The organism is Micromonospora sp. NPDC049107, assembly GCF_040648595.1.
Classification (GTDB): Bacteria; Actinomycetota; Actinomycetes; order Mycobacteriales; family Micromonosporaceae; genus Micromonospora.
The window spans coordinates 392,069-409,277 of the sequence record NZ_JBEZEC010000004.1; the positions used below are offsets into that span (position 1 = coordinate 392,069).

General features: G+C 73.3%; 16 protein-coding genes and 1 pseudogene. 7 read left to right on the forward strand and 10 right to left on the reverse strand.

Annotation, left to right across the window (positions count from 1 at the left end; all coding sequences use genetic code 11):
* Positions 1-122: 122 nt before the first annotated feature.
* Together AB0B55_RS12975 and AB0B55_RS12980 are read right to left on the reverse strand one after the other, a co-directional pair.
* Positions 123-533 (reverse strand): hypothetical protein, encoded by a 411-nt coding sequence (locus AB0B55_RS12975; RefSeq protein ID WP_357131809.1) that lies wholly within the window; start codon positions 531-533, stop codon positions 123-125.
* A gap of 398 nt (positions 534-931) precedes the next feature.
* Positions 932-1,393 (reverse strand): annotated as a pseudogene (locus tag AB0B55_RS12980) (flagellar basal body protein FliL); the annotation flags it as partial.
* Positions 1,394-1,948: 555 nt separating this feature from the next.
* Here AB0B55_RS12980 and AB0B55_RS12985 point away from each other — a divergent pair.
* Both AB0B55_RS12985 and AB0B55_RS12990 read left to right on the forward strand, forming a co-directional pair.
* Complete coding sequence (locus AB0B55_RS12985; protein ID WP_357171770.1) at positions 1,949-2,953, forward strand: EamA family transporter; 1,005 nt, start codon at positions 1,949-1,951, stop codon at positions 2,951-2,953.
* Positions 2,954-2,963: 10 nt separating this feature from the next.
* Positions 2,964-3,593, forward strand: a complete 630-nt coding sequence (locus tag AB0B55_RS12990; RefSeq protein WP_357171771.1) for a prepilin peptidase — start codon at positions 2,964-2,966, stop codon at positions 3,591-3,593.
* Positions 3,594-3,721: 128 nt separating this feature from the next.
* Here AB0B55_RS12990 and AB0B55_RS12995 read toward each other — a convergent pair whose 3' ends face one another.
* The 5 genes from AB0B55_RS12995 to AB0B55_RS13015 form a co-directional block, all read right to left on the reverse strand.
* A complete protein-coding gene (locus AB0B55_RS12995; RefSeq protein WP_357131419.1) occupies positions 3,722-6,922 on the reverse strand; it encodes a UvrD-helicase domain-containing protein in 3,201 nt (1,066 codons plus the stop codon).
* 61 nt (positions 6,923-6,983) lie between these two features.
* Complete coding sequence (locus AB0B55_RS13000) at positions 6,984-8,234, reverse strand: metallophosphoesterase (RefSeq protein WP_357131422.1); 1,251 nt, start codon at positions 8,232-8,234, stop codon at positions 6,984-6,986.
* Between the two features lie 12 nt (positions 8,235-8,246).
* Positions 8,247-8,501, reverse strand: a complete 255-nt coding sequence (locus AB0B55_RS13005; protein WP_355048625.1) for a MoaD/ThiS family protein — start codon at positions 8,499-8,501, stop codon at positions 8,247-8,249.
* A gap of 3 nt (positions 8,502-8,504) precedes the next feature.
* Positions 8,505-9,518: a GTP 3',8-cyclase MoaA gene (gene moaA / locus AB0B55_RS13010; RefSeq protein WP_357131425.1), complete on the reverse strand. Its 1,014-nt coding sequence runs from the start codon at positions 9,516-9,518 to the stop codon at positions 8,505-8,507.
* A complete protein-coding gene (locus tag AB0B55_RS13015; protein ID WP_357131812.1) occupies positions 9,515-10,429 on the reverse strand; it encodes a fructosamine kinase family protein in 915 nt (304 codons plus the stop codon). The genes moaA and AB0B55_RS13015 overlap by 4 nt, the downstream gene beginning before the upstream one ends.
* A gap of 152 nt (positions 10,430-10,581) precedes the next feature.
* On the opposite strand from AB0B55_RS13015, the gene AB0B55_RS13020 reads away from it, so the two are divergent.
* Entirely contained in the window at positions 10,582-11,628 is a 1,047-nt protein-coding gene (locus AB0B55_RS13020; RefSeq protein ID WP_357131429.1) for a DUF4192 domain-containing protein, read from the forward strand.
* Between the two features lie 6 nt (positions 11,629-11,634).
* On the opposite strand, the gene fdhD is transcribed toward AB0B55_RS13020, so the two are convergent.
* Positions 11,635-12,498, reverse strand: a complete 864-nt coding sequence (gene fdhD / locus AB0B55_RS13025; protein ID WP_357171772.1) for a formate dehydrogenase accessory sulfurtransferase FdhD — start codon at positions 12,496-12,498, stop codon at positions 11,635-11,637.
* 102 nt (positions 12,499-12,600) lie between these two features.
* Here fdhD and AB0B55_RS13030 point away from each other — a divergent pair, with 102 nt between their 5' ends.
* From AB0B55_RS13030 to AB0B55_RS13040, 3 genes are all read left to right on the forward strand, one after another.
* A complete protein-coding gene (locus tag AB0B55_RS13030; RefSeq protein WP_357171773.1) occupies positions 12,601-13,284 on the forward strand; it encodes an NTP transferase domain-containing protein in 684 nt (227 codons plus the stop codon).
* Positions 13,281-13,544 carry a DUF6457 domain-containing protein gene (locus tag AB0B55_RS13035; protein WP_357131438.1) on the forward strand — a complete coding sequence of 88 codons (264 nt, stop codon included), beginning with the start codon at positions 13,281-13,283 and terminating at the stop codon, positions 13,542-13,544. Before AB0B55_RS13030 ends, AB0B55_RS13035 begins: the two co-directional genes overlap by 4 nt.
* Positions 13,545-13,652: 108 nt before the next feature.
* The gene (locus AB0B55_RS13040) at positions 13,653-14,747 is read left to right on the forward strand and encodes a hypothetical protein (RefSeq protein ID WP_357171774.1); all 1,095 of its coding nucleotides are present in this window, start codon (positions 13,653-13,655) and stop codon (positions 14,745-14,747) included.
* Here AB0B55_RS13040 and AB0B55_RS13045 read toward each other — a convergent pair.
* Both AB0B55_RS13045 and AB0B55_RS13050 read right to left on the reverse strand, forming a co-directional pair.
* Positions 14,744-15,700, reverse strand: coding sequence for a zinc-binding dehydrogenase (locus AB0B55_RS13045; RefSeq protein WP_357171775.1), 957 nt, complete (start codon positions 15,698-15,700; stop codon positions 14,744-14,746). The genes AB0B55_RS13040 and AB0B55_RS13045 overlap by 4 nt on opposite strands.
* Before the next feature lie 99 nt (positions 15,701-15,799).
* Complete coding sequence (locus tag AB0B55_RS13050; protein ID WP_354814963.1) at positions 15,800-16,261, reverse strand: Lrp/AsnC family transcriptional regulator; 462 nt, start codon at positions 16,259-16,261, stop codon at positions 15,800-15,802.
* A gap of 59 nt (positions 16,262-16,320) precedes the next feature.
* On the opposite strand from AB0B55_RS13050, the gene ddaH reads away from it, so the two are divergent.
* Positions 16,321-17,154, forward strand: a complete 834-nt coding sequence (gene ddaH, locus AB0B55_RS13055; protein ID WP_357131448.1) for a dimethylargininase — start codon at positions 16,321-16,323, stop codon at positions 17,152-17,154.
* Positions 17,155-17,209 lie beyond the last annotated feature (55 nt).

The window sequence follows — 17,209 nt, forward strand, 5'->3', positions numbered from 1 at the left end:
TATCGGGCCCTCTAGCTGGGAAGCTAGATATGGATAGATGAGGCTACGGCGTGTCGGGGTCGTCGAGACAAAACTAGGGCTGTCTAGCGTCCACGCTAGACAGCCCTAGTTTCGGGAATCGTCTACTGCTTCTTCAGGCAGAGCACGTAGTCGAACAGGTCGATCGAGTTGTCGTGTACGTAGTTCGCGGTCGCCTGCGGGGCGAGCGTCTCGCACCGGTCCCCGTCGGTGGTCGCCGGGATCCGCAGCAGCACCTGGTAGGTGTTCGGGCCGCACGGCACCTTGCGCAGCTCCGCGTCGTCCTCGCTGCCGTCGTTGACCACGCAGTCGCCCTTGGCGAACTCCTCCTCCTCGTCCTGCGACGGCGCGACCTGGCTCGGCGCATCGCTGGGTAGGCCGGGAGGAACGACCGGCGCGCTCGCCGACGGCACGGGCGTGACGTCGCTGTCGGAGTCGGCGATCCGCCAGGCCGCCCAGCCGACGAGACCGAGGCAGGGGCAGAGCAGAAGCAACACGACCAACCCCACGATCAGGGCGACCTTGCGGCCGTTGCGACCGGCGGGGGCGGCGGGCGGCATCGGGTACGCGCCGGGCGGCGGCGGGCCCAACGGTGCTCCCGGCTGACCGGGGGCGGGCGGGAACGGCCCCGGCGGAGCGTTCCACTGCGCCGGCTGCCCCGGCGGAGCGTTCCACTGCGCCGGCTGGCCCGGTGGAGCGTTCCACTGCGTCGGCTGCTGCGGCGGAGCGTTCCACTGCGCCGGCTGCTGCGGCGGAGCCCACTGCGAGGGCTCAGGTGGTGGCCCCCACTGCGGGAGCGTCGGATCGACCGGTGGCGGGCCGCCGGGGCCGGTCGGCGGACGCTGGTACGGGTCGTCCGGCTGCCCGGAACCCGGTGGTCCGTAGGTCGTCATGTCATCCCCAGGGTGGGTGGTCAGCGCTGCTTGAGGCAGAGCACGAAGTCGAGAGTGTCCAGCTCGCTATCGAAGAAGTACCAGTTCGTGTAGCCCTCGACCTTGGCGCACTTGGCCTCGGCGTCGCGTTCACCGCTGGTCGCGCCGTCGACGCGGCGTAGCACCTCGTACGACTTCGGCGCGCAGCCGCTGATCAGCAGCTTGGGCTTGCCGCCCGACACGCCGTCGTTGCGTACACACTGCCCGACCTTGACGAACCGCGGATCGGCCGACGACTCCGGCGCCGCGGCGCTCGGCGCCGGCTCGTCCGGTTCGGTCACACCGGCGGTGGGCTCCGCCGCGGCGGCCGAGCCGCTTGGCGCGGCCGTGGTCGGCGCCGGATCGTCCGATCCCCGCAGGAACCAGTACGCGCCGCCGGCCACCACCAGCAGCAGAACGACCGCCAGCACCGCGATCAGCGGTCCCCGTCCGCGCCTCGGCGGCCCGGATTCGGGGCCGTCACCGTCGGGCTGGTAGGGCCCGGGGCCGTAAGCCGGGTTCCCGTCGACGGTCGGGTACGCGCCGCCGTAGGGCTCCGAGGCCCCGCCGCCGTACGGCGTCCCCGTCCCGCCCCCGTACTGGCCGCCCCCGTACTGGCCGCCTCCGTACTGGCCGCCTCCGTACTGCCCGCCCCCGTGCTGGCCGCCCCCGTACTGGCCGCCCCCGTACTGGCCGCCTCCGTGCTGCCCGCCCCCGTGCTGGCCGCCCTCATAGGGCGCCGCCGGTGCGCCGCCGTACGGGCCGTCGCCGTAGGGTCCGGGCCGCTGCGACGCCACCGGGTAAGGCTGGACCGCCGGCGGATAGGGCTCCGCGGCCGGCGGATAGGGCTGCTGCGGCGGCCGGTTGGGCGTCTCGTCGGGGCGTTGCCCACGCCACGGGCGTCCGTAGCCCTCACCCGGTGGTCCGTAGTTCGTCATGCCGCCCTCCTGCACAAGTGGTGAGAGGCCGGCCACCAAAGCGCGACGCCGACTCCGAGGTCACCGTAGCGTGGTCCACCGATGAGCTCACCTCCACCGAGCGCCGCCGCCGCATCCGGCCGCCGCGCCGACGCCGCGCCAAGCCTGGTCTGGACCGCGTTGATCGTGGTCTACCTGCTGTGGGGCTCCACCTATCTGGCCATCCGGATCACGGTGGAGACGCTGCCGCCGCTGCTGTCCGCCACGATGCGGTTCGCGGTGGCCGGTCTGGTGCTGGCGGTGGTGTTGCGGTTACGCCGAGGGCCGGGTGCCCTCCGCGTGCGGCCTCGACAGCTCGGCTCGGCCGCGCTGGTCGGTGTGCTCCTGCTCGCCGGCGGCAACGGGCTGGTGGTGCTCGCCGAGTCCGGGCCGCCCGGGGTGGCGCTGCCCTCCGGCGTCGCCGCCCTGCTGGTGGCGACCGTGCCACTGCTCGTGGTGCTGCTGCGGTCGGTCACCGGCGACCGACCGCCGCTCTGGACGTTCGCCGGGGTCACCGTGGGCTTCGTCGGTCTGGTGCTGCTGGTGCTGCCGGCCGGTACCTCGGACGCGGTGCCACTGGTCGGCGCGCTCACGGTGGTGGCGGGAGCCGCCGCCTGGTCCTTCGGGTCGTTCCTGTCGGGCCGGATCGGAATGCCCGCCGACCCGTTTGTGGCGACCGTGTACGAGATGGCGGCCGGAGCGCTGGCCCTGGCCGTGGTCGCCGCCGGCCGGGGCGAACTGAGTGACTTCCACCCGTCGGCCGTCAGCGCCCGGTCCTGGTTGGCGCTGGCCTATCTCATGGTGGCCGGATCGTTGGTGGCCTTCACGGCGTACGTCTGGCTGCTGCAGAGCGCGCCGATCTCGTTGGTGTCGACGTACGCGTACGTGAACCCGGCGGTCGCGGTGGCGCTCGGCGCGTTGCTCGTGGCCGAGCCGATCACACCGCAGGTGCTGCTCGGCGGGGCGGTCATCGTCGCCGGGGTGGCCCTGGTGGTGAGCACCGAACGCCCACGCCGCAAGGCAGCGGTTCCACGATCGGGGGCGGCGCGGGCGGGAGCCCGCCGGTAACGTCCGGCCCATGTCGGCGGCCGCGCTGGTGGGGGTGGCGCTGCTCGGCGGTCTGGTCGGTCTGGTCGTACCCTCACTGGCCCGGCGGTTCGTCGATCCGCCGGCGCGGCGGATCGGGTCGGCCTGGCTCTGTCCGCCGGTGGCGGTCGTGGTGTTCGTGGGGCTCGCCACCGTGCGGCGCGACGACCCGGCGCTGCCGGTCCTTGTCGCGGTGGCGGTGGTGGGGTTGGTGCTGGCCGTGGTCGACCTCGGGTGCCTGCGGCTGCCCGACCCACTGGTCGCTGCTGCCGGCACGCTGGCCCTCGGCGGCCTGACCGGGACGGCGTTGCTGGCCGCCACTCCGGGGCGTCTCGTCGGCGCTCTGGTCGGTGCGGTTCTCTGCGGCGCGGCGCACGTGCTGCTCGCCCTGCTGCCGAGATCCCGGCTCGGCTTCGGGGACGTCAAGCTCGCCGTGGTCCTCGGACTGCCGCTCGGCTGGCTGGGACACGACGCCCTGCTCACCGGGCTCCTGCTGGCGCACCTGCTACAGGGTGGGCTGGTGGTCGGCCTGCTCGCCACGCGACGGGTACGCCGCGACACCCTGCTCCCGCTCGGGCCGGCCCTGCTCGCTGGCGCGTGGCTCGGCGTGCTCCTCGGCTGAGGTTTTGGCATGCCCGGCACGGCGCGTTCCCGCCGGCCCGCCCGAAAGAGCGTGATGCCTCTGAGTCATCTTGATGCCTCTGAGGCATCACGCTCAACGTGCCACCTGGCCTCCGCGCCCCCCGGGGCTCAGATCAGGCGGAGTTGGCGGTCCCTGGGGCGGCGGGGTTCCGTTTCGCCGAACCGTTCGAACAGGCCCGGGTCGATCGTGGCGAGGAACGGCGAGGGGGCGCAGTCGCGCTCCGCGCCGTGCCGGGTACGGCGGGCGGCGTGGCTGACGTACAGCCGGTCCTGGGCCCGGGTCAGGCCGACGAAGAAGAGTCGGCGCTCCTCGGCGACCGCGTCCTCGTCGGGCGTCGAGCCGGGCCAGCGCAGCGGCAGCAGCCCGTCCTCGGCGCCGACCAGGAAGACCACCGGGAACTCGAGGCCCTTCGCGGCGTGCAGGGTCAGCAGCGTGACCGCCTCCGCGCGCGGGTCGAGCGCGTCCACCTCGGCGCCGGTGGCCAGCTGCGACAGGAACACCTCCAGGTCGTCGCCGCAGCGGTGGGCCAGCGGGGTCAGCAGGTCCACCGCCGAGCGCACGTCCTCGGGGCGGGCCCCGCTACCCGTGCCGTCCAGGGTGGGCACCGCGAACCGCTCGGCGACCGTCTGGCCGGCCAGCCGCACCCGGGCCGCCAGCGACCCGGCCAACCCGTCGGCGTGCCGCAGCTCGCGGGCGATCGCCGCCACCCCGGGCCGGTCCCGAAGCCGGTCGTGCGAGCGCTTCTGCACGGGGATGTTGGCCCTGGTCAGGGCGTCCACGATCGGAGCGGCCTGCGCGTCGGTGCGGTACAGCACGGCGATGTCGGAGAATGACAGCGTGGTGGACCGGCCGTCGATCCGGCCCGAGTCCAGCGATCGGTGGGACAGCCCGCCGACCAGTTCGTCGACGGTCCGGACCACGAAGTCGGCCTCGTCGGCCACGGACGCCGCCGGGTATCGGCCGACCAGCGGGGCCTCCGGGTCGAGCCGGGCCGGATCCAGTCGCCGGCCCTGGACCAGCGAGGACGGCGCGATGGCCTGCACGGCGGCGGCCAGGATCGGTGCCGACGAGCGGTAGTTCCGGTTGAGCCGGACCAGCCGGGCGTCCGTGAAGTCCTGCGAGAAACGCAGGAAGTAGCCGACGTCGGCGCCCCGGAAGGAGTAGATCGCCTGGTCCGGGTCGCCGATGGCGCAGAGGTTGCCGTCGGCGGAGCTGAGCAACCGCAGCAGCTCGTACTGCACCGCGTCGACGTCCTGGTACTCGTCGACGAAGATCCACCGCCAGCGGTCCCGGTACCGCTCGACCAGCTTGCGGTCCGCGCGCAGCAGCTCCACCGGCAGGGTGACCAGTTCATCCAGGTCGACCAGGTCCTGCTTGCGCAGCCGCGCCGTGTAGCCGGCGGTGTCGTCACCCGCCTCAGACCGGGCCGCCGCCCGCTCGACGTCGTCGGCGATCCGGAAGCCGGCCGGCAGGCCCGCCGCGTCGGCGTTCTCCCGCAGAATGGTCAACCCCAGCGCGTGGAACGTGCCCACGGTGACGTCCTCGGCGACCGGACCGAGCAGCCCGTCCAGGCGGTGCCGCAGCTCCTCGGCCGCACGGCGGGTGAACGTGATCGCCAGGCAGTGCTCGGGGAAGACGTTCAGCTCCGCACAGAGGTACGCGATCCGGTGGGTCAGCGTCCGGGTCTTGCCGGTGCCCGGTCCGGCCACGATGAGCAGCGGTCCGCCGGGAGCGGACGCCGCCACCCGCTGCATCGCGTCCAAGCGGTCCAGCAGGCCGGTGCCGACCTCCTCCATACCGGAGAGCATCGGCTCGAACGGTTCGTGCGGTGACGGCGGCGGCGCGATCGGTGGCGCGGGAGGCGGGGCCGGCTTGCGCTTCGACTCCGCCTTGGCCGCCGCCGGGCGCTTCGCCGTCGCGCGAGCCGCCGGCTCCGCCGGACGTCGCTGCGACGGCACCGACACGGGTACGTCGAACAGCGTCTCCTGCGCCGTGCCAGCGCCCGTGCCCAGCTCCGCCGGATCGAACAGCGTGATCACCCCGTACTCGCCGTCGTAACCCGGCACCCGGCGTACGTCGCCCCGCCGCAGCCGACCGATGCCCTCGGCGAGCAGCTCACCGCCGGCCTGCGCGATGTCGGACAGCGGCGTCGTGGTCAGAATTTCCAACTCGGGGCCGAGCGCGGCGAGCAGCTCGTTGAGCCGCCCCTCGACCTTCTTCGACCGGGCGCCCACTTTGTTGATCTCACCAAGGATCTCGGCGAGCGGCACCAGGTGGGTGACGTCCCGGGCGTGCGCCGGGCGGTGCCCGTCGGGTCGGTCGGCCAGCTCCTCGATGCGGCTGAGCACGCCCACGGTGAGCGGCTTGCCGCACTCGGGGCAGAGCCCTCCGGCGGCCCGGGTCCGCTCCGGGGACCAGTTGACGCCGCAGAGCCGGTGCCCGTCCGCGTGGTACTTGCCCTCCTCGGGGAAGAACTCGATGGTGCCGGCCAGGCCGACACCGCTGCGCAGCGCCTCCCGGACGGCGAAGTAGTCCCGCTCGCCGGTCAGCACGGTCGCCTCCCGACCGAGGGCCGGCGGCGAGTGCGCGTCCGAGTTGGAGACGAGCTGGTACCCGTCCAGGCTGCCGACCCGCCAGTTCATCGCCGGGTCGGACGACAGACCGGTCTCCACGGCGAAGATGTGCTCGGCCAGATCGGCGTAGCAGTCGGCGATCGCGTCGAAGCCGGACTTCGAGCCCAGCGCGGAGAACCACGGCGTCCAGATGTGCGCCGGCACGAGATACCCGTCCGGACTGGCTTCCAGCGTGATCTCCAACAGGTCCCGCGAGTCCAGACCGAGGATCGGCCGGCCGTCGGAGCCGAGATTGCCGATCCGCCCCAGAGCGGTGTTGAAGCGGGCCACCGCCTCCAGGTCGGGCAGGTAGACCAGGTGATGCACCTTGCGCGTCCGGTCGTCCCGCTTGTAGATGGTGGAGATCTCCACGCTCAGCATGAAACGGACCGCGTCCGCGTCGGTCGTACCGGCCAGTCGCGGCGGCAGCCGGCGGGCGATGTCGCGCTCCGTCTCCTCGCTGAGCCGGTAGAGCCCCGGCTCGGCCGGGCGCAGCGTCTCCACCAGGTGGTCGTACCAGGCGGGGTGGGTGAAGTCGCCGGTGCCGAGCAGGGCGATGCCCTTGCGCCGCGCCCACCATCCGAGGGTCGGCAGGGTCAGGTCCCGGCTGCACGCGCGCGAGTACTTCGAGTGGATGTGCAGGTCCGCGACGAAGGGCGCAAGGCCACCGGGGGGTACGTCACTGAACGGGGGCACGCCGCATCCTGTCACGCCCGCCACGCGGCCCGCCTTTCGCCACGCGCGGACGTGACCTCCGCTATGCCGAGCGCAACTCCACGAGGCTGATCTGCGGCTCGGCACCCACCCGCACCGGCGGACCCCAGAAACCGGCGCCGTTGGTCACGTAGACCTTCGTGCCGTCGACCTCGCCGAGCCCGCTCACCACCGGCTGCTGAAGACGGACCGCCAGGTTGAACGGCATCAGCTGCCCGCCGTGCGTGTGCCCGGAAAGTTGCAGGTCGACGCCGTAGCGGGCCGCCTGCTTGGCGGCGAGCGGCTGGTGTGCGAGCAGGACGACCGGGCGGCTCGGGTCGCGGTCGCCGAGGGCGGCCTCGAAGTCCGGGCCGGCGGCCAGGCCGGTGCCCTTGGGGTCCGCGTTCAGGTCGTTGACGCCGGCCAGGTCGAGCACACCGCCCCGGGCCTGGATCTCCTGCCGGCGGTTCTGCAGAACCCGCAGGCCGAGCCGGTCCACCTCCTGGACCCACTCCTCGACCCCCGAGTAGTACTCGTGGTTGCCGGTGACGAAGAAGTTGCCGTACCGGGAGCGCAGGTCACGCAGCGGCGCGGCGGCCGGGCCCAGCTCGGCGACCGAGCCGTCGACCAGGTCACCGACGACCGCGACCAGGTCCGCGTCGAGGCGGTTGATCGCGGCGACGATCCGTTCGGTGTGTGCCCGGCCGCGCAGCGGGCCGAGGTGGATGTCGGAGACGGTGGCGATACGCAGGCCGTCCATGCTGCGTGGAAGCTTGGCCAGGGGGATCCGCACCCGGTCGAGGCGGGGCGGGCCGAGCGCCGTGCGGACGCCGTACCCCGTGATGCCGGTGGCGGTGAGGCCGGCGAAGATGGCCGCGCCGCGCGCCAGCAGCAGGCGACGGGCCGGGTCGTGGTCCGGTGCCGCGACCGTGCCGGCGGCCGGCGGATCGGCGGGCCCAGCGGCCCCGACCAGCACCGGCTCGGGCGCGGCGGTGGTCGGCTCGGCGACGGTCACCCGGCGGCGTAGCACCAGACGCGCGATGAGCATCGGCACTTCCAGCACGACCAGCGTGACCAGCAGGTAGAACATGACGGCGAGCCACACGTAGCCCGGCCAGGCGAGCCAGTAGAGGCCGCCCTGCGTGCCGACGAGGGTGACCGGTACGAGCACCGCCAGCACTCCGGCGGCGATCCCGCCGACCCGCCGCCAGCGACCCGGCGTCGTCGTGTCCCGGACGAGACGCTTCCACAGGTAGAGGTGAATCAGCCCGGTGACCAGGGCCAGTACGCCCATGAACCCTAGAACCGCCAACATGTGCGCGCCCCCTCAGCCGCCCGCGAACGGGGGTAGGACATCGATCGTGGCCCCGCCCGGCAGGGGTGCCCGACGATCATGGCAGGTGACGCCGTCCACGAGGAAACTGGCCACCCGCAGCACGGCGGCCAGTCGGTCGCCGTGCCGCTGGGACAGCTCGGCCGTCAGGTCGTCGAGAGACCGGCCGGCAGGCGTGACCTCCTCCGAGCGGCCCGCGGCGGCCCGCGCCCCGGCGAAGTAGCGGACGGTCAACGGCCTCGGTTCCACGACTCAACCCCCGATCGCGGACATCGGCCGGGTCGGCTGGAGGAAGGTGGGGTCGTCGATGCCGTGCCCGGCCCGCTTGCCCCACATCGCGGTACGCCACCGCTGCGCCAACTCGTCGTCGGTCGCGTCGTCGCGCAGCGCCGCCCGTAGGTCGGACTCCTCGGTGGCGAACAGGCAGGCGCGCACCTGGCCGTCGGCGGTCAGCCGGGTTCGGTCGCAGTCGCCGCAGAAGGGCCGGGTGACGCTGGCGATCACGCCGACCCGGGCCGGGCCGCCGTCGACCAGCCAGGTCTCGGCGGGCGCCGCGCCGCGCTCGGCCGGGTCGGGGCTGAGGTCGAACTGGGTACGCAGGGAGGCCAGGATCTCCTCGGCGGTGACCATCGTGCTCCGGTCCCAGCCGTGCTGCGCGTCCAGCGGCATCTGCTCGATGATCCGCAGGTGGTAGCCGTGGTCGAGCGCGAAGCGGAGCAGGGCCGGCGCCTCGTCCTCGTTGACCCCACGCATCAGGACTGAGTTGATCTTCACGGGGTCGAGACCCGCGGCCGCCGCCCCGGCGAGCCCCGCCAGCACCGCGTCGAGGCGGGGACGGCGGGTGAGCTGGGCGAACCGGGCCGCGTCCAGGGTGTCCAGCGAGACGTTCACCCGGTCCAGGCCGGCCGTCCGCAGCGCGGGCGCCAGCCGGTCCAGGCCGATGCCGTTCGTGGTGAGCGAGATCCGGGGGCGCGGATCGAGCGCGGCGACCGCGCCCACGATGCCGAGCAGGCCGGGCCGGATCAACGGCTCCCCGCCGGTGAACCGCACCTCGGTCACGCCGAGCTGCTCGACGGCCACCCGGATCAGCCGGACGATCTCCTCGTCGGTGAGCAGCTCCGGGCCGGCCAACCAGGGCAGCCCTTCGGCCGGCATGCAGTACGTGCACCGCAGGTTGCACTTGTCGGTTAGGGAGACGCGCAGGTCCCGCGCGATGCGGCCGTACCGGTCGACGAGGACGCCGTCGGTACGTCGGTCGACACTCACCGGTCGACCGTAGCGCGCTCGACGCCGACCAGGGCGGCTCGGGCGACCCGGACAACCGCATCGCGGTAACCGGCGCCGAAGAGCGCGGTGTGCACGAGCAGCAGATGCAGCTGGTGCAGCGGCACCCGCTCGCGCCAACCGTCGGCCAGCGGCCAGCTCTCCCGGTAGGCGGCAAGGACCCGGTCCAGCTGCGCGACACCACCGAAGAGCGCCAGTTGGGCGAGGTCGGTCTCGCGGTGCCCGCCGTGCGCCGCCGGGTCGACCAGCCAGGCCCGCTCGTCGATGCCCCACAGCACGTTGCCCGGCCACAGGTCGCCGTGGACGCGGGCCGGCGGCTCGTCCCCGCCGAACTCACCGACGTGCCCGATCACCCGTTCGATGAGCGCGGCATCGCTGCTGGTCAGCGCACCGCCGTCGACGGACAGGCGTAGGTAGGGAACGAGTCGCCGCCGCGCGAACCACGTCGACCAGGGGCCGTCGTCGGGGGTGTTGTCCTGAGGAAGCGCACCGATGAAGCCGTCCCACGGCGCGCCGAAGGCAGGCGCGCCGGCCCGGTGCAGGGCGGCCAACTCCCGACCGAAGCGATCGGCGGCCTGCGGCGTCGGCTCGCCGGGCTCCACCCAGTCGAGCGCCAGCAGGTCGGGCAACGCCACGATCACCTCGGGTACGCCGATCGCGTCGGCCTCCCGCAGCCAGCGCAGCCCGGCGGCCTCGGCAGCGAAGAAGCCCTCGGGTGCCGGCCGGTCGGACCCCTCCGGCCAGGACTTCGCGAAGACCGAGTGACCGTCGTCCAGCGTCAGCCGGGCGGCGGCGCAGATGTCGCCTCCGGCGACCGGCGTCTCCCGGAGCCGCTGGTGGGTCCGGAACGTCGGCAGGTGTGCCGGGTGCGCGCGCAGGTACGCCAGGTCCATCAGCGCACGGTAGCGGCTGCCCATGACACCACGGTGTCCTGTGAGCACATCGAATCGCTTCTACCTCTGGGAATACGCTCCGTAGTTGTGGATAAGTCGCGTGTCATCCACAGGGTCTGGAAGGCTCCGCGGCTCGGACGCAGCCTTCCTGCATGACCTCGACCGAACGTCCGAAGCTCTCCGTCCGCTCGCCCGCAGATCTGATCGCCGCCGTGCCGTACCTGCTCGGCTTCCACCCGGCCGACAGCGTGGTCGCGGTGGCGCTGCGCGGTCGACAGATCATCTTCGCCGCCCGCGCCGACCTGCCCGAGCCGGCGACGGATCCGGTCGACCGTGCCCGGCACCTGGCCGGGGTGATCCACCGGCAGGGCGCGGACGCCGCCACCGTGGTGGGCTACGGGTCACCCGAGAGGGTGACCCCGAGCGTGGACGCGGTGCGCGCCGCCCTGACGGCGGCCGGCCTGGAGGTGCTCGACGCGCTGCGGGTGACCGACGGCCGGTGGTGGTCCTACCTGTGCACCGAGGTGGACTGCTGCCCGCCCGAGGGTCGGCGCTACGACCCGCAGGCCAATGCGGTGACCGCGTCGGCCGTGTTCGCCGGTCAGGTCGCCCTCCCCGATCGGGCGGCCCTCGTGGCGCAGGTGTCGCCGGTGGCCGGCCCGGCCCGCGAGGCGCTGCGGGCGGCCACCGTCCGGGCCGAGCGACGGCTAATCGAGCTGATCGAGCAGGCGCCCGCCAGCGACCTGCTGGGCGGGCGGGCCGTACGCTCCGCCGGGGTGACGGCGGTCCGCGACGCGCAACGACGACAGCGGCGCGGTGAGCGGCTCGACGACGACGAGGTGGCCTGGCTCAGCCTGCTCCTCGGGCACCTGCCGGTCCGCGACCACGCCTGGGAACGGACCGACGGCCGCGAGCGGGACATCGACCTCTGGACGGACGTGCTGCGCCGGGCCGAGCCGGAGTTGACCGCCGCGCCCGGCGCGCTCCTGGCGTTCGCGGCGTGGCGGGCGGGTCAGGGGGCCCTGGCGGCGGTCGCGCTGGAACGGACGCTGAGCCTGCACCCCGAATACTCGCTGGCCCTGCTCTTGGACGACCTGCTCCGGCGGGGCGTACCCCCCTCCGAACTGGACGGCTGGCCCTCGGTCGGTGTGCCCGGCGTGGTCCGCCCCCGCAAGCGACGTCGACGTGGCCGCCGCTGACCCGGGTCAGGTCGGCTGCTCGATGGTGATCCGCTGTGGGCCGGCGTACACGTTCATGGTCCGGCCGCGCAGGAATCCGACGAGCGTCATCCCCGCCTCCTCGGCCAGCTCGACCGCGAGGGTGCTCGGCGCGGACACTGCCGCCAGCAGCGGCAGTCCCGCCATCCAGGCCTTCTGGGTCAACTCGAAGCTCGCCCGGCCGGACACCAGCAGCAGGTGCCCGGTCAACGGCAGGTGCCGTTCCCGCACCGCCCAGCCGATGACCTTGTCCACGGCGTTGTGCCGGCCCACGTCCTCCCGCAGTGTCACCAGCTCTCCGGCCGGGGTGAACAGTCCCGCTGCGTGCAGCCCGCCGGTGCGGTCGAAGGCGTGCTGGGCGGCCCGCAGCCGGCCGGGCAGCTCGGCGAGGAGCGTGGCCGGTACGACGAGCGGGTCCTGGACGACCGGAAACAGCGAGCGGGTACGGACCGCGTCGATGCTGGCCTTGCCGCAGACCCCGCAGGAGCTGGTCGTGTAGAAGTTCCGGGACGGGTCGGTGGTTGGTTCCGGGACGCCGGGGGTCAGCACCACGTCCACCACGTTGTACGTGTTCGGAGTCTCCGCGCCGGAGCAGAGTTGAGCGGTCAGCACGTCGTCGGTGGACCGGATCAACCCCTCGGTCAGCAGGAAGCCGATCGCCAGGTCCAGGTCGTCTCCGGGGGTGCGCATGGTGACGGCGAGCGGCTTGCGTCGGTCCGGACCGGCCGGGCCGACCCGGATCTCCAACGGCTCCTCCACAGCGAGGGTGTCAGGCCGTCTGACGGCTGCGCGTCCGTCGGCCGCGTCCAGGTCGATCCGCAGTACGCGCCGTCGGTCAGTCGCCCGTCCCATCCCGCCATCCTGCACCCCGCCCCGGCCGGCCCGCACGGCCGCCGCCCATCAGGCACCCCGCAGCGCCCGGCGGCCGAGCGCCGGCACGGCTACCGTGACCGGATGGGGACGTACGCCGCCGTGGTGCTCGCGGGTGGGGCCGCCCGCCGGATGGGCGGGGTGGACAAGCCCGCGCTGCCGGTCGGTGGTCGCTCGATGCGCGACCGGGTGCTGGCCGCGGTGGGGGACGCCGCGCCGCGGGTGCTGGTCGGGCCCGCTGACGACGTGCCGGACGACGTACGGGTGACGCGCGAGGATCCGCCCGGAGGCGGGCCGGTCGCCGCGACGGCGGCCGGGTTGGCGCTGCTCGACCCCGACACGACGCTCGTCGCGCTGCTCGCCGCCGACCTGCCGCTGCTCACCCGCGCCGCGATCGGCGACCTGCTCACCCACCTCACCGCCGCGGGGAGGCCAGCACCAGCCGCCCCGGCGGACACCCCGGCACTCGCCGCCCCGGCGGACAGCCCGGCACTCGGCCTTCACCCTGAGGCTGTCGACGGGGTGTGCTTCGTCGACGCGGACGGACGGCGGCAGTCGCTCTGCGGAGTGTGGCGGGTCGACGCGCTGCGGGCCGGGCTGCTGCGGCTGGCCGCCGAGCGGGGCGGCAGTCCGGCCGGTGCTTCGATGCGGGCGCTGTTGGCCGGTCTGGCGATCCACGACGTGCCGTGGGCCGGTGCCGGTCCGCCGCCCTGGTTCGACTGCGACACTGACGAGGACGTACGCCGGGCGGAGGAGTGGGTGCGATGACGGTGTTGGACGACTGGGTCACGGCGGCCTGCGCCGAGGTGGGTCTGGACCCGGCCGAGGTGCCGGTTCCGGCGGTGCTGGACCTGGCCCGCGACGTCGCCCACCAGGTGGTGCGACCGGGTGCGCCGGTCAGCGCGTACCTCCTGGGGTTGGCCGTCGGTCGTGGCGCCGATCCGGCGGACGCCGCGGCCCGGCTCAGTGCCCTCGCGGCCGACTGGCCGGTCGGGCTCGACGCCGAACTCGCCGACCCCACCTCCTGACCGCCGCGCCCCGTGCGGGTGTCACGGCGCCGGGTGTCCGATCCCGGTCCGGGCTGATTCGAGCCGAGTGGACCGTGGGTAGGGTGATCGGAACGGACGGAGGCGATCATGACGGCTGACCACCCCTCGGCGTCGGATTCAGAGCCCGGCGGTACACCCGAGCCGGCGGAGTCGATCCTGCTCGACGACCCCAGCACCACCGATCTGCGGGCCAAGGTGACGGAGGCCTGGCGGGAGTTCGCCCGGATGCTCGCCCTGCGGCTACGGGAGCTACCGGCCGGCGCGCACCTCGAACTGACCCTCGATCCCACCGCCTCCGGTACGGGTGACGCCGTCTACTCGATCAGCGTCGACGCGACCGACGACGGCGGTCTCTCCGCTCGGGCGGTCGGTAACGCGGCGCTGCCGCAGGGCTACCGGCTGGACCGTGCCGCCGTGGCGGACATGGTGGCGCTCGGCTGGTCCCCGCCCGGCGTGGTGGCCGGCTCCGGCGGCGCGTTCGGGCTGGACGGCACGGTGGCGGAGGCCAACCGGATCGCCCCGCTGCTGTCCCGGACGCTGCGCGACGTGTACGGCGCACCCCACCCGGCCTTCCTCGTCTACCTGGTGCACGACGCCGACGGCGAGCCACTGGCCGTCGAGCCGTTGGGCACCGCGCGCAGCGAGTTCGGCCCGGACGCCGACGTGGAGGGGGACCTTCAGGAGGCGTTGGCCGAGGCGTCCGCCGACCGGGACGACGTGCTGGACCTGCCGGAGCGCGTCCGTACCGTCGTGTCCACGATGTTGAAGTCCGACGCCGAGCGGTTGCAGATCGACTCGGACGGCGACATCACCATCCGGGCCGGCTCGGCGATGGTCTTCGTGCGGGTGCGGGACAATCCGCCGCTGGTGGACGTCCTCTCCCCGGTCCTCACCGAGGTCGAGCCGACCGAACGGCTCTACGTCAAGCTGTCGGAGCTGACCAACCGCATGCCGATCGGTCGCCTGTACTGCGCCGACGACACGGTCTGGGCCTCCATCCCGGTCTTCGGCCGTAACTTCCAGGCGACCCATCTCATGCTGGCGGTGCAGGTGATGACCGGTCTCGCCGACGAGTTGGACGATCGCCTGCACGGTGAGTTCGGCGGTAAGCGCTTCTTCGGCGAGGGCGACAAGCCGGTCCGGAGTGACGATTCCCAGCACCGCACCGGCATGTACCTCTAGGCCACGTCCAACAGGGTCTTGCCGACCGTCGCGCGCGCCTCGATGGCGGCGTGCGCGTCGGCGGCGCGTTCGAGGGGGAAGCGCTGGCCGACCAGCGGCCGGAGCTGCCCGGCCGCCGCAGCCCCCAGGACCCCGATGGTGTACGCCCGCAGCCGCGCGGGCGGCACGTCCGGCCGGATCAGCGTGATCTGGCGTTCGGCGGCGGCATCCGGTGTGACGGGGGACCACTCGCCGCTGGCCAGCCCGTAGCTGATCATCCGGCCGCCCGGGTTCAACAGCTCGAACGCCGCCCTGGCCACCGAACCGCCGACGCCGTCGAACACCACGTCGACCCCGCCCACCGCGTCGCGGACGCCATCGGCCCAGCCCGGCCGTAGGTAGTCGACCGCCACGTCGGCGCCCAGCCCGGGCAGCAGGGCCACCTTGCGCGGTCCACCGGCCACGCCGATCACGTGTGCGCCGGCCCGCCTCGCGATCTGGACGAGCATGCTCCCCACCCCACCCGCGGCGGCCTCGACCAGCACGCGGTCGCCGGCGCGGACGCCGACCGCCTCGACGAGCATGGTGGCGGTACGCCCGTCGGCGAGCAGCGCCACGGCCGCGTCCAGCGCCAGCCCGGCCGGCACGTCGATGGGCGCGGACGCGTCCACCGCGACCTGTTCGGCGTACCCGCCGGCGCCGCCGGTGGCGGTGACCACCCGTTGCCCGATGCGGGCCGGGTCGACGTCCGACCCGACGGCGGTGATGACGCCGCCGACGCCGTTGCCGGGGATCAGCGGCGGGGCGTACCGGTTCGGCCCGGGACGCCCCGAGCGCTGCTGCGTCTCGACGAAGGTGACGTTCGCGTGCGCGACGTCGATCAACACCTGGCCGGGGCCGGGCGTCGGATCCGGCGCCGGGCCGGGCGTCAGCACCTCGGGACCGCCGAACTCACGTAGCCAGATCGCCCGCATCACTTCCCCCTCGTGTCGTGCCATGCCGCCACGAGTCCAACACCTGAACCAGACTTGAGGTCAAGCCGCGCATTGCGGGCCGAGCCGGGCGGCGGACGGTCAGGCGCCGGTGGACGGCCCGACGCCGGGGGATTCGACCAGCCGGGACAGCACGATGGTGCTGCGGGTGGACGTCACGAACGACTCGGCGCGCAGTCGCTCGAGGGCCGCCTCGAGGTGGGCGATGTCGGCGGCACGCAGGTGCACCAGCGCGTCCGCCTCGCCGGAGACGGTGTACGCGCCGACCACCTCGGGGTGTCGGCGGGCGGCCACGCCGATCTGCGCCGGGGTGGTCCGGCCGGCGCAGAACAGCTCGACGAACGCCTCGGTGGTCCAGCCGACGGCGGCCGGGTCGACGACAGCCGTGAATCCCCGGATGACGCCGGTGGCGCGCAGTCGGTCGACCCGGCGCTTGACTGCCGGGGCGGAGAGTGACACCCGGGTGCCGATGTCGGCGTACGACGCGCGGGCGTCGGCGACAAGCAACGCAATGATCCGCTGGTCAACGGCGTCTATCTGCAACGTTCCGCCTCTGGGAAGCAATGGTTGTGGCTGTTACCAAAGTTCAACGATACCTACTCTTGGTGACCGTGAACCAGCAGCGAGTCCCGCGAAAGCGGACGTATCTCATGTGCTCGCCCGAGCATTTCGCGGTCGAGTACGCGATCAATCCGTGGATGGACGTGACCACCCCGGTCGACCGGGAACTGGCCGTCAAGCAGTGGGACCGGCTGCGCGACACGCTCGTCGGTCTCGGCCACGAGGTGCACCTGCTCACGCCGGAGCCGGGGCTGCCCGACATGGTGTTCGCCGCCAACGGCGCCTTCGTGGTCGACGGCAGCGTCTACGGCGCGCGGTTCAAGCACGAGCAGCGGACCGCCGAGGCCGCCGCGCACCACGCGTTCTACGAGCAGCAGGGTTGGCGTTTCCTCGCCCCGAACGAGACCAACGAGGGTGAGGGCGACTTCGCGTACGTGCCGGAGGCGCACGGCGGACTCATCCTGGCCGGGCACGGCTTCCGTACCGAGATTCCGGCACACGCCGAGGCGCAGGAGGCGCTGGGTCGGCCGGTGGTGTCGTTGCGGCTGGTCGACCCGCGCTTCTACCACCTGGACGTGGCGCTCGCCGCCCTCGACGACGCGAACATCGTCTACTTCCCCGGCGCGTTCTCCGCGGCCAGTCAGCGCGTCCTCACGCAGCTCTTCCCGGACGCGGTGATCGCCGACGACGAGGACGCGTTGTCCTTCGGGCTCAACCTGGTCAGCGACGGCGCGAACGTGGTGCTCAACAGCGAGGCCACCCGACTGGCGGGCAAGCTCAAGGCCGCCGGTTACACGCCGGTGCCGGTCGATTTGGCCGAGCTGAAGAAGGGCGGCGGCAGCGTGAAGTGCTGCATCGCCGAACTGCGGCACTGACCCGAACAGCGCCGAGTACGGCAGGGGCCGGCCTCCCCACGGGAGGCCGGCCCCT